Origin of the sequence: Maricaulis sp., assembly GCF_048269565.1 — a bacterium.
Classification (GTDB): domain Bacteria; phylum Pseudomonadota; class Alphaproteobacteria; order Caulobacterales; family Maricaulaceae; genus Maricaulis.
The window spans coordinates 110,662-123,134 of the sequence record NZ_JBLXIK010000006.1; the positions used below are offsets into that span (position 1 = coordinate 110,662).

Sequence of the window (12,473 nt, forward strand, 5' to 3'; positions counted from 1 at the left end):
GACTGCGGGGTCGTGAGCCGCGCCGGCGTCAATAATCGCGGCGCCAGCGGATCGAGACCGAGGCTTCGGTGTCGGCGCTGAGGCGGGAGAGAATGCTGACCTGCGGCGTCAGCGACCATTCGACCCGCGCCGTGCTGAGCGCGGCGACGCCTGCGGATTCGACCTCGACGTAGAAATCATTGCCGAAGCGGCGGCCGCTCGTGACCGTCAATCCGCCATTGGCGTCGGATCCGATATCCAGCCGGTCGACTCCCACCAGTTCGCGCACCCGTCCGGCAAAGCCGAAAATATCCTGTCCCGACAATTGCGCCGCCAGCTGTGCCGCCTCGAACGGGCCCAGCTCGCTGGCCGAACGGTCGAACAGCAGGCGGGCGATGATCTCGTCATCGGGCAGGGAGGGGGTGCTGGTCAGCGTCACGGTCGGCGACATCAGCGTGCCCGCGACGGCGACATTTGCCTGGAAATCATCGCGCTCATATTGCGCCGCGAGGGCGATACGGGCGTCGGTCACCGGGCCGTTGAACAGGACCTCGCCCGACTCCAGCGTGAAGCGCCGGCTGAACACAGTCGCCGAGCCGCGCACCAGATTGGCGCTGCCGGTCAGGGTCGGCTTTTTCGCCTGGCCGGTGATGCGGATATCGGCGCGCCATTCCGTGTTGAAATTGGACGAGTTGAAGTAGAACTGGTCGGTGGCATAGACCCGGTAATCCAGCCGCACCGGCAAGCGCGCCCGTGAGGCGCGGATCTGGTTTTTCGGCAGGTTGAGTTCGATCACCTCGATTTCGGGAATCGAGGTGGTGCCATTGGTTGGCGGCTGGGCGTAGACGCGATCCAGCCGGGTCTCGCCGGCCACCAGCAGGCCGGCATCGTCCATGGTCAGCTGTGTCTGCCCGGTCATGCGCGCGGTCAGATCGGGGCGCCGGACGGCGGTGAAATCGGCAAAATTGACTTCGGCCTCACCGCGCGGACCCTGCGCCGTGATCACGCCCGTAGCGTTGGCGGTCAGTGTGCCGCCCGATCCGTCACCGGCCGTCAGTGATTGCAGTTCGATCCGGCTGTTGTGTAGTTGCGCCGCCAGCTGGATATCGACGATGTCGCTGCCGGTTTCCGCAGCGCTGAAACGCCCGTCGCGCAGGGCAATGCTGCCATCGATCTCAGGCGCGGCACGGGTGCCGGAAATCGTCAGATCAATTGCGGCATCGCCTGAAAGGGAGGTGCCGACCGGCAGGGCAAGCGAGGTCAGCGACAGGATTTCACCACTCGCCTCGATGCCGCCGGTGATCACAGCCTCGGGACCATTGAGAATGGCCAGCAGGTCTGTGGTGGCGCCGGTCCGCGTGATGAAGGTGCGGGCGCTCAGTCCGCCGCCGGTTGCGGTGCTCTCGATATGGGAGTCGTCGTCCAGCACAAGCCGGGTGACGATCTGCAGCTCGGGTGCGTCAGCGAGCGAGGCAGCGGTCAGGCCGCTGGCGGTCACCTCGGCATTGCCGCGCCAGATGCCATCGGTCTGGCGCAGGCCGGCCGTGGCATCGAGCTGCCCGTCGACCTGCGGCAGGCCCGCCAGATCGACCAGCAGGGCGATCGGCAGACGGTCCACGTCCAGGTCGAGTTGCGCGCCCCCGGTGCTTTCCTGCCAGTAGGCGGCCAGTTCACCGCCGCCAAAGCCGATCCGCCCGCCCAGCGAACGATCCGCATCGTCGATTACGGCGAGGATCGGCTCGATCGTCTGCCAGGCATTGCTGCCGAGATGGCCGGACGGGCTCACTTCAGCGCGCAGGCCGGTTTGCGTAAGGCCGATCATGCCGGTCGCGTTGAGGTCAAAGGGCAGGCCGGTCACGCCTGCGAAATCGGCTTCAAGTGTCATGCCGGAGACCGGCCCGCTCAGCGAGAGCTGGGCGTCGGTCAGGATCAGGCTGCCCGAGACCAGGTCGCGGACGCCGAGCCGGGCGTCGAATTCACCATCGAGCAGGGCATTGAGGGCGGCGTCATAATTGACCGAGAGCGACCAGCGCGCCTGGGTGCCGGCCAGCAGATTGAGGTGGAGATGGCGGTCCTCGATACGGGCATCGCCTTCGATCACCGAGGGGCCGAATTGGCTGTCGCGCAGGGCGACCGTCCAGTCGGCGCCTTGCTGGCGGGCTTCGCCGGCGAGCACCAGGTCGCGCGCGTCATAGCGCCCGGCCAGTGTCCAGTCGGTCGAGAGATTGCCGCCATCATATTCGGCATTGAGGGCCAGCCGCGGCGCGTTGAAACGGGTCTCGCCGATGAGGATGGCATCGGTCGCCGTCACGGTGCGCGCGGTGATCAGCCCGTCGACGGAGCTCAGTTCGAACCCGGTCGCCAGCCCGCCGGCGAAGTCCAGCGCCAGTCCTTCCAGCGAGCCGGAGAATGCCAGATCGCCGCTGGCGGTCCAGTCATCCGCAGAGCTGCCCTGGGCCTGGGCCAGCAGCGAGAGCCGGGTTGATTGCACCGAAATATCGGGCAGGCGCCAGCCGGCTTCCTCAAGGCGCAGCGTCGCGGTGACGTCCAGGGCTTCGATCAAATCGGCAATGCGCGGGTCGGCTTCAATGGCGCTGCCGTCAATTTGCAGCGCGATCTGGTTGCTGCCCGTCGCGGTGATGACCGCCGTGACCGGGCCGCTGGCCTGGTCTGTCAGGCGGGCGATATCGTCGAGCACGGCGCGGGCATTGAGGGCGATCATGTCATCGCCCGGCCGGTAGACCCCGTCGGCATCGATCGAGACATGCGCACCCAGCAGACGCGAACCGGTCAGTTCGTAACGGTCCTGGTCGAGATCGGCGTCCAGATCAAAGGTCAGGCTGGCCTGCTCGCCGAGCAGGGCGTTGAGTGTGTTCTCGCCGAGGGCCGGGTCGCTCAGGGCGAGCTGGGCGGTGAGCGCCAGCCGACCGGATTCGTAGTGCAGCTGAACCGGCCCGGTGACCGCGCCGACTTCGGTTCCCGCGGCGCTCAATTGTTCCAGGACGAGCGCGCCATCCAGGCCATAGCCGTCCGTCAGATCGGCGATGCCATCAAATCGCAGGGAGCGGGCGCTGACCTGACCCTGGGAGAGTTGCGCCAGGGCTTCGCCGCGGGTCTGCAGCGTCAGGTTCCAGCTCAGCTCGGCGTTGAGCGCGAGCTCGGCCTCGAGCGTGTCGGCCTGCAGGTGCGCGCTTTGAAGCCCGAAACTGGCAATGCTGCCCCGGACACTAAGCTGCCCTTGCGACAGGATGGGGGCGAGCGTTTCGGGCAGGCCGGTCCAGTTGCCGGGCTGGACGGCGCTGTCGACCTGCCAGCCATCGTCGGCCCACACCAGCTGGCCATTGGCCAGCTCGCGTCCGGTGATCTGGATCGTGAACCGACCGCTGCCGGCATCGCGATCACCGTCCAGGTCGGCGGCGATATCGATCTGCTCATCGGGCATTTGTGCCAGGCTTGCCAGCGGGCCGCCGGGCGCGCCGGTCGCGGTGAAATGTCCCTGGATGCGCCCATCGCCGAGGATTTCAAACCGGGCATCGACGGCATCGCCCGGCGCGTCCAGCCGCAGGATCGAGGCCGAGACCTGGCCCGGCTGGCCGGCCCGCAACTGCATGTCGGCGCGGGCGCTCAGGCTCGCCGCCGGTCCAATGACGCCCTCGGCGAGGTCGAGCTGGTCGATCCGTGCCTCGCCGAGGATGAATTCGGGGATCGTGCCGGCGGAATTGTCCCCGGGCTGGTCGGGCAGATCCGGCGTGCGCGCGATGGCGCCGCGTTCGATGGTGAACAGGTCGATGCGCAGCGGGCCATTGATCAGCGTGATCGGTTGCCAGCGCACAGCGATGGAACTGGCCTCGAGCCAGACGCCGGAGTCATCGCTGAGCACAACGCGGTCGAGGCTGAATTCCGAGAGGAGATCACCGCGCAGGCCTTCGATCCGTACCTCGCCGATGCCGCCGATCTCCTGCCCGTCGACAAGGGAGCGCACCAGCCAGCGTCCCGGGCCATGGCTGAGCGCGATCACGGCGCCGGCCGCCAGGATCACGATCAGGCCCGTAGCCAGGGCAAGGCCGTGCAGGATGCGGCGCCAGGGGATGGTGATCGCGGTCATCAGAAGGCCTGGCCGAGACTGAAATAGATCTGGAAGGCGGTCTCGCCGCTCTCGCGGTCGAGCGGGGTTGCGATATCAAAGCGCACGGGGGCGAAGTCGAAATAATAGCGCGCGCCAACGCCGATTGCGGAACGCAAATCGGAAAACCCCGGCGTGGTTTCGCTGGCCGCAGCGCCGGAGTCGAGGAAGGCCACGGCACCCCAGCGCCCCGGCGAACGCCAGCGCAATTCCAGGCTCGTCTCGGTCACCGACAATCCGCCAAAGGGGTCATCATCGCTGCCATAGGGGCTCAGGGTCTGGTAGTCGAAACCGCGCACCGATCCGCCACCGCCGGCATAGAAGCGCAAGTCGGCGGGAACATTCTCGGCATTGGTGCCGACAATCGAGCCGACGCGCACCCGTGCGGCCGCGACGAGGCTGTCGCTGAGACGGTAATAGCTGCTGGCCCGGGCCTCGATGCGGACATAGCGCGACTCGACATCGCCGAAGGTTGTCGCCGGCGAGAGCGTGAGCTGGGCGCGGAAGCCGTCAACCGGATCGAGGCTGTCGCTGCGTGAGTCATAGGTCGCGCTCAGATCCAGCGCCAGGGTGTTGGCGTCGACCGTGCCGTCCACATCGGTCACCTGCGAGATGTCGAACCGTGTCCCGGCGCCATATTCGACCAGGCGCCCGACCTTGCGCGTCACGCCGGCACGCATCAGGAGTTCGGTCTGGTCGTAGGCGTCGGTCTCCTGGGTGTGCAGACCGGTATTGAAGGACAGGGTCTGCTGGTAACGGCGCCAGTGGGGCAGGGTCAGCGTGGCGCTGATCCCCTGCTGCAGGGTCGCGACGCCCGCCTGGATGGCGAGGGTCTCGTCTCCCTGGAAGAGATTGCGGCGCTTCCAGTCGAAATTCGCGCCAGCGCCTTCGCTGGTGGCAAAGCTCAGCGAGGCTTCGATACTGTGGCGCGATGCCGGTGTCAGCGCGACCCGCACCGGGCGTTCGCCGGTGGCCGGATCAACATCACCGAGCATGACCTGCGAGGTGCGCACGCTGGCCAGCGTGTCGAGCCGGCGTTGATATTCCAGCACTTCGCTACGGCTGGCGGTGGCACCCTGGTTCAGGGGCGACAGGCCGGCGACGAAGCCGGGCCGCCAGCCCTCGCTTGTCAGTTCGAACGGGCCGTAAACCGAATATGGACCGGTATCGTAGACGAATTGCACCGCGGCCGTGTCGGTGGCGTGGTCAATGGTGACGGTGCGTTCGCCGGTTTCGGCGCTGGGCCAGCCGGCGTCCTGCAGCGCCGCCAGCCCGAGCGCGTCGCTGGCGATGACCTCGGCCGCCCGCAGCGGCGCATCGACGCCCAGCGTGATGGCCTCGCGTGCGATCGCCGCGGCGGCAGCATCGGGTGTGGTTGCCGCATCAATGGTCGCGATCCGGACCTGTGGGCCGAGGGTGATGTGAATCACCGCCAGCGAATCGTCACCGATCCGCGGGTCGACCCGCGACCGGTAATAGCCCTCGGACCGCAGCAGGCGGCGCGCCCGATCGGCGGCGCTGCGCGCCTGGCGCAGGGGACTGTCGGCGGGATTGTCGGACTCCGTGCGTTCGCCGACCGCCGCGACCAGGGCGGCGAGCAGGACAGGGTCCTCGACGCCCTCAACGGACGCGAGCGGCGCGGCAAGGGCCGGCGTGCCAATTGTCAGGACCGCAAGTATGAGTATGAGACGCTTCAAGCTGGCTACCTTTCGCCACGGCTCGCTGACATATACGCATGCGCGGGCGATCCGTCATAATTTCTCTGCACGTTTGTCCTGGCGCTCAATGCCGCACCGGCAGGTGCCGGGGTCCGGCGGGCGCGGCAATTGAGATCGTGCCAAATTGCCACCGCAATTTGGCGGCAATACGGTTGGTGCAACGCGATTGGGTGGATGATCATGCGGGCATTGTCTCAAGTCATTGTGGCCGCCTCAAGCCTGCTTCTGGCTGGGCCAACGGCCGGCGAGGAGATTGCCGTGGCCGTCCCCGCCACCGGGTCTGATGCGAGCGGGCGGACGATCACCGCGCGCTACTCCAGTTCGGTGCTTATCTTCCGGGTCGGCGCGATCCGCCTGACCGCCGGCATCGGGCCGGGGCATTATGAGGCCCATACGGTGGTCGAGGCTGCCGGCCTGGCGGCCCTGTTCACCGATTTCGACATCCGTGCCGAGGTCGAGGGGCTGAGTGCCCCGGGAGCTTTGGCGCCATTGCGCTATGCCCATGTCGAGCGCACGGGGTCCAAGGTGCGTGCCGTCGATATTGATTTCGCGGGCGAGATCGCCTCGGCGCAGGTGACGCCGCCTTTCGGATCACTCGGCGTGCCACCGGCGACACCGGAGCAGCGATCGGGGGTGATCGATCCGATCTCGGCGATCTTCCTGCTGTCGCAGGCGCGGGCCGGTGGTGCCGAGGCCGCGTGTTCGGGACGGATCCCGGTTTTCGACGGCAAGGCGCGCTATGATTTGCGGCTGGAAGCGGGAGGCCGTCAGACTGTCCGCACACCGGCCTGGCGCGGCGAGGCCCTGCTCTGCCATGCCTGGTATGAACCGATCGCCGGCTATGACCCCGAGGATTACCCGAGCGCGGCGGAACTGCGTCATCCGCTCGATATCTGGCTGGCACCCTTTCCGGAGCACGGCTTCTATCTTCCGGTGCGCCTGCACACACGGGCCGGTTTCGGCGGTGTGACGATCGAGGTGGCCGAGCTCGATATCAGGCCTACAATCGCGACACCCTAGTCAGCCCTGATTGTGATGTCGGCGTGATGGCGGTCACAGCATCGCGCCGCTGTCCGGGCTTAGGCTCGCTCGAAGCTTGCCATGTGCAGCTTCCCTCCTCCTCCAATGCTGGGGGACGGCGGGCGCGCGAGACCTTGCCCAAAGCGAAGCCCCAACTTCGCCTCGCGCCCCGCCGGATTTTCTGCAATTCACCTTGCGATCTGTGCGTACGCTTGCGCCATCCGGCAACTGCCGCGATCATGCCACCTGCTTGGGATCAAGGGGCACATGATGAGCGGGCAGACGAAATATCGGGCGTTTATCAGTTACAGCCATGATGACAGCCGCTGGGCCCAAAGGATTCATCGCGCGCTGGAAGCCTACCGGCTGCCGGGAAACCTGGTCGGTACGGTCACGGCACAGGGGCCGGTGCCGAAACGCCTCATCCCGATTTTCCGCGACCGCGACGATCTGCCGGCCGCCGGAGACCTGACCGCATCGGTCCGCGCCGCGCTGGCGCAGTCTGACGTGTTGATCGTGGTCTGCTCACCCGCAGCGGTGGCTTCGCGCTGGGTCAATCAGGAAATCGATGAATTCCGCAGTGTGAACCCGCAGGGGCAGATACTCGCGGCGATTGTTGCCGGCGATCCGGCCGGCGGCGGGGATGGCGAGGGCGGCAATGGCTGTTTCCCGGCAGCCTTGCTGGAGAGCGAACGATCCGAATCAGGTGCCGAACCGGTCGGCGCGGATTTTCGCTCGCGAGGTGACGGTTTCCGGATGGGCATCGTCAAGCTCGCGGCCGGCATGCTCGGTCTGCGGCTCGACCAGATCATCCAGCGCGACCTTCAGCGCCGTCAGCAGCGCGTGACTGTCGTCACGATACTGTCCCTCCTGCTCGCTGTACTCATGAGCGGTCTGACCCTGGTCGCGTTTTCCGCGCGCTCGGAAGCCGAACGCCGCAAGGCTGATGCCGAGGATTTGATCGAGTTCATGTTGAGTGACCTGCAAGACAAGCTGGAGCCAGTCGGCCGCCTCGATGTGCTCGACGCGGTCGGGGAGAAGGTTCTCGCCTATTATGCGGCGCAGCCGACGCGGCAATTGTCGGCCGATGCGCTGGGCCGCCAGTCGCGTGCCTTCCACCTGCTGGGCGAAATCGAATCCGCCGAAGGCGATCTGGAAGCCGCCTACGGGCATTTCCGCCGCGCCTATGACGCAACGGATCAGCTCCTGCAGATCGCCGGCGATGATCCGGACCGGATATTCGAACACTCCCAGAGCGCTTTCTGGGTTGGCTACTATGCCTGGCGCCGGGGCCGGCTCGATGACGCCGAGGCGCAATTCCTCGAATATCGGGACCTTGCCGCGCGCCTGACCGGGATCGATGCCGACAATATGGACTGGCTGGCCGAGCGGGCCTACGCCAACACGAATCTCGGCGTGATCTATCTCCAGTCGGCGCGCCTGCCGGAGGCCCGTGAGGCTTTCCTTGCCGCAGCAGAGCTGGTCGCGGACCTTGCGGCGCGCCAGCCTGACTCCATCCAGGCGCATGTCGACCACGCCAATGCGCTGGCCTGGGTCGCGACGGTGTTCGAGATGACGGACGGTCGCGACGCCGCGATTTCTGCCCGCCAGCAGGAAATCGCGATTTATGAGGATCAGCTCGCGGCCGAAGTTGATGACTGGAATATTCGCCGCGATGCCATCAATGCCGAACGCGCCCTGGCGCGCCTGCTGATCGCGCCTGGGCCGGACACGCCGGCCGCAGACCTGCAGACGGCGCTGGGGATACTCGAGGCGACCTCGTTCGAGGCCGATGCCCTGCTTCAGCGCGATCCGGCCAACGGGAACTGGCGTCTGACTTCGGTGCGACAACGCCTGTGGCTGGCACAGGCGCGCCTGCTCGCCGGGGATACGGCCGGCGCGCGCGAGGCCTATCTCGATGCCTCGGCCTATATGGCGCATCCGTCATGGATGTCCGATACCAGCGCCCGAATCGCGGAAACCCGGCTCTATGCGGGTCTGGTCGAGGCGCGGATATTCGTCGCGATGGCGCAATTTGAGCCGGCGCGTCTGCGCCTGGACCAGTTGATGACCTCGCTGGTGGCTGAATCCAACTGGCAGACCGAATTCCAGTATGGTCCCTATCTGTTTGCTGCGGCGGCCAATGAGCTGGCCAGTTTGGAAGCGCGGCGGGGCGGCGATGAAGCCGCGGCGACGCTGCGGACACATATGGTGACGATCCTGACGCCGATTGCCGGTCAGCTGCGGCTCGACGCGGCAACGGAATTTCACCGAGCCCAGTCCATGATCGCTTCCGGTGATATGGCTGCGCACTAGATCCATACGGGATCGCCCACGCGGCCGGTCGATCGGCCGCACGCATGGAGGTCGAGCACAGTGACAAGTTTCCCCGAGATGAGCGGACTGGACGGGACCCGGGTCCAGACCCAGCTGCTGGCCGCGCCCTCCCGAAGTTTCGAGTGCACACAGCTGAGCCTGAGCACGATGCGCGACAGCAGTTTCGTGGTCCTGACCGGCAGCGATCATGAGCGCCCCGCATTCACCGACACCGAAATTCAGCTGATCATCGACACATTCGATGCGGTGGTCACCGGCAACCCCGCTGCCGGCGCGGCGCAGTTGCGTGCGCTCGCCCATACAGCGCTTGCACCGCTGTGGACGCCGGGAAACAGTGTCTCGCCCAGCCCCTATGACCTGACCGTGCATTCCGCCAGCCGGCTGATATTCTTCCTCAGCAAGGAGAACTGGAGCTTTGAGCCGGCGCGCATCAAGCTGAAGACCAGCTTCGGCGGCGGCGAATTCGGTGGCCTCAACTGGCTCGTTCTCAATGGTGTGAGCCTGGAGCCCAGGGCCTTCGAACTGGTCGATAGCTGCACACAGACCGGCGAATCCTTTGAATTCGCGCTGTTTATCGATGTCGCCCAGGCGGGCGGATCGCAGCATACGCGTCTGATTGTCGATCCGATCATCAAGAATGAAGATTGACCGGGCAGCGATCATCGGGCCCTTTTGAACCGGGACGATCGCTGGAGGGCGAATGCGCCGCGTAATCCTTGAACGGTTCAATCAGGGCGATCTCGCCCGCGCCTATGACTTGTGCCTGGCGGCCGCGGCGCGGCATCCGGACGATGGCTGGTTCAAGCATCGCGCGGTGCTCTGCCTGGTGCGTTCGGGCGCGCTGGAGCGTGCCGAGCTGGATTTTCGCCGCTTTCGTCTCGCCGAGGCCAGCCATGACGAGGACAGCCTCGCGCTCGGCGCGCGTCTGCGCAAAAGCATGGCGCTGGAGGCGCGCGGTGACCAGGTGCAGACCCTGGCGCGGGTCGCGGCCGGGCAATATGACCGGATATTTGCCCAGACCGGCGGCCATTATCCGGGCATCAATGCCGCCACCCTCTACCTGCTCGCCGGTGATCGTGCCCGTTCCGATGCGCTGGCGCGCCAGGTGCTGGGCTCCTGCCGCAATGCGGGTCCGGTGGATGCGGAGGAGGCCTATTACCGGCTGGCCTCCCAGGCCGAGGCCCATCTTCTGCTCGGCGATGCCGGAGCCGCCAGGCTGGCATTACAGTCGGCGATCGCCTGTGACCCCGGCAATACCATGGCCCATGCGACAACGATCCGGCAATTGCGCATGGTGGTGCGCTTGCTGCAGCTCGAAGCGTACTGGCTGCGCGATCTCGAGCCGCCCAGGCCGTGCCATTTCGCCGGCCATCTCTTCCATTGCCCCGTTGGATCCGACGGCATTGCGCCGGCGCGCGAGGCCGGGCTTGCCCTGACACTCGCAGAGACCTTCGAGCGCGAGCGGATCGGGCCCGCCTATGGTGCGATCGCCGCTGGCGCAGACATTCTGGTCGCCGAAGCCGCGATCGCGCGCGGCAATGAACTGCACCTGGTCCTGCCGGTGCCCGTCAATGTTTTCATTGATGCCTCGGTGCGGCCGCTCGGTCGCAAATGGGTCCAGCGCTGCGAGGACTGCCTCTCCCATGCGGCCGCGATCCATGAGGTGACGACGGATCGCAAGCTGTTGTCAGGCGAGCATATCCGCTTCGCCAGCGAGGTGGCGATGGGGTTGACGCGGATGCGGGCCAGTGCGCTGGCGACATCGCCGGTCCAGCTCCTGGTCGCCGAGGACGCAGCCAGTGCCCGGCGCTTTGGAACGCTGCATGATCGCAATGTCTGGAGCGAGGCGGGCCTGAAACAGGTCGTGGTGCCGGTGAGCGGCCTGGAGCGGTATCGGGCCGAGGCTTCTGAAGGGGCAACCAGCGACCCGGATTTTGAACAGGTGCTGCGCGCCATTCTGTTTGTGGATGTCTGCGGTTCCTCGACTGTCGCTGACGATCTTGTGCCGGTTTTCGTGAAATCGATCATGCGTGTGCTGGCGCAGGTATGCCGCCAGATTGAACCGGCCCCGCTGCACGCCAATAGCTGGGGCGACGGGCTGTTCCTGGCTTTCCACGGTGTTGACGAGGCCGCCCGCGCGGCGGACCGGTTACGTAGCGCCTTCTCGGCGATCGACCTTGCCGCGCTCGGACTGCCCGATGGCCTGGCGCTCCGGATTGGCGGCCATTACGGCCCGGTCCATGAGGGCGAGGATCCGCTGCGCCGGGTGCCGACCCTGTTTGGCGGCCAGGTGGCGATCGCCTCGCGGATCGAGCGCGCGACCGTGCCGGGCTCGATCTTTGTCAGCGCGCCGTTCGCGGCCGCACTGGCCATGACCAGTGGCGGCGAGTTCCGCTGCGAATATGTGGGTCAGACGGCGATTGATGCCTCGATGCCGGAGATCGGGATGTACAGCCTGCGCGCCGTTGCTGCCGATTGCCCGGCCGCGCTGGACGACGCGGCGTCAGCCCGGGGTGCCTAGCCGTGCCAGATGGTCGGGATCCACGAGTTCAAAGGCGTTCTTGCGCCGCCGCAGCATGCCGCGGCGCTCCAGCCCGCTGATCGTGCGTGATACTGTTTCGCGCGTCGTATTGACCCTGAGGGCAATCGCCGTCAGCGACGGGATCGGCTGGATGATGCGGGTGCGGCCCGCTTGCGAGCTTTCGGACATGCGCAGGATCTCGGCATAGATGCGTCCTGGCGCAGACAGGGCCGAAAGCTCGAACATGCGCTGGGTGGTATGGTGAACCCGGTGGGCCAGGATGCGCGATAGCGCCAGGCCAAGATCGCCATATTGCTGCAGCAGCTCCAGGAAGGCGTTGGCGGTATAGCTCGCCAGCTCGCAATCGGTCTCGGCGATGATTTCGGAGGTTCGCGGACGGCCGGTCAGGGCTGCGAGTTCACCGATGATCGTGCCCGGCTTCAGCGTGTCGAGCCAGATTTCCTGTCCGCCCTCGGAGAGCAGAACGACCCGCGCCGTGCCGTCGAGAACGAGGAAAACCTGATCCTCCGGATCGTCCTGGGCGATGATGCTGGTGCCAGCCGCGAAGTGCCGGATTTCGGCACGCGATTCCAGCGCCGCGCGGGTGTCCCCATTTGTCAGAAAAAGAGCATCCAGGGCCCGAGCCCAGGATTTTTCCGCCGCCATGCGTGTCCCCGTCTCGCAAATAGTTGCTTCGTAGGGATATTTACGGATCGAACCGGGGAAGGCCAGCAAAAAAGACGGTCCGTTACGGATCGGCGCCGCCCATGTCGCA

At 66.2% G+C, this 12,473-nt stretch carries 7 protein-coding genes; 4 read left to right on the top strand and 3 right to left on the bottom strand.

The genetic code is table 11. The annotated features are described in order from the left end of the window. Positions 1 to 28 precede the first annotated feature (28 nt). Both ACN0YL_RS12100 and ACN0YL_RS12105 read right to left on the bottom strand, forming a co-directional pair. Positions 29 to 4,084, bottom strand: coding sequence for a translocation/assembly module TamB domain-containing protein (locus ACN0YL_RS12100; RefSeq protein WP_417498154.1), 4,056 nt, complete (start codon positions 4,082 to 4,084; stop codon positions 29 to 31). After that, positions 4,084 to 5,799: an autotransporter assembly complex protein TamA gene (locus ACN0YL_RS12105; RefSeq protein WP_417498155.1), complete on the bottom strand. Its 1,716-nt coding sequence runs from the start codon at positions 5,797 to 5,799 to the stop codon at positions 4,084 to 4,086. Before ACN0YL_RS12105 ends, ACN0YL_RS12100 begins: the two co-directional genes overlap by 1 nt. A gap of 279 nt (positions 5,800 to 6,078) precedes the next feature. On the opposite strand from ACN0YL_RS12105, the gene ACN0YL_RS12110 reads away from it, so the two are divergent. The 4 genes from ACN0YL_RS12110 to ACN0YL_RS12125 all read left to right on the top strand — a co-directional run bounded on the left by ACN0YL_RS12110 (position 6,079) and on the right by ACN0YL_RS12125 (position 11,698). Further along, positions 6,079 to 6,840 (top strand): DUF3108 domain-containing protein, encoded by a 762-nt coding sequence (locus ACN0YL_RS12110; protein ID WP_417498156.1) that lies wholly within the window; start codon positions 6,079 to 6,081, stop codon positions 6,838 to 6,840. Positions 6,841 to 7,110: 270 nt separating this feature from the next. After that, positions 7,111 to 9,156, top strand: a complete 2,046-nt coding sequence (locus ACN0YL_RS12115; RefSeq protein WP_417498157.1) for a TIR domain-containing protein — start codon at positions 7,111 to 7,113, stop codon at positions 9,154 to 9,156. A gap of 60 nt (positions 9,157 to 9,216) precedes the next feature. After that, positions 9,217 to 9,825, top strand: coding sequence for a hypothetical protein (locus tag ACN0YL_RS12120; protein ID WP_417498158.1), 609 nt, complete (start codon positions 9,217 to 9,219; stop codon positions 9,823 to 9,825). A 52-nt stretch (positions 9,826 to 9,877) separates the two neighbouring features. After that, a complete protein-coding gene (locus ACN0YL_RS12125) occupies positions 9,878 to 11,698 on the top strand; it encodes a tetratricopeptide repeat-containing protein (protein ID WP_417498159.1) in 1,821 nt (606 codons plus the stop codon). Here the strand turns inward: ACN0YL_RS12125 and ACN0YL_RS12130 are convergent. Beyond that, the gene (locus tag ACN0YL_RS12130) at positions 11,681 to 12,364 is read right to left on the bottom strand and encodes a Crp/Fnr family transcriptional regulator (protein ID WP_417498160.1); all 684 of its coding nucleotides are present in this window, start codon (positions 12,362 to 12,364) and stop codon (positions 11,681 to 11,683) included. The two genes, ACN0YL_RS12125 and ACN0YL_RS12130, sit on opposite strands and share 18 nt — an antisense overlap. Between the last annotated feature and the right edge of the window lie 109 nt (positions 12,365 to 12,473).

Coding starts and splice junctions, on each gene's coding strand:
- ACN0YL_RS12100 (WP_417498154.1), bottom strand. CDS start 4,084: ATGACCGCGATCACCATCCCCTGGCGCCGCATCCTGCACGGCCTTGCC.
- ACN0YL_RS12115 (WP_417498157.1), top strand. CDS start 7,111: ATGAGCGGGCAGACGAAATATCGGGCGTTTATCAGTTACAGCCATGAT.
- ACN0YL_RS12125 (WP_417498159.1), top strand. CDS start 9,878: ATGCGCCGCGTAATCCTTGAACGGTTCAATCAGGGCGATCTCGCCCGC.
- ACN0YL_RS12130 (WP_417498160.1), bottom strand. CDS start 12,364: ATGGCGGCGGAAAAATCCTGGGCTCGGGCCCTGGATGCTCTTTTTCTG.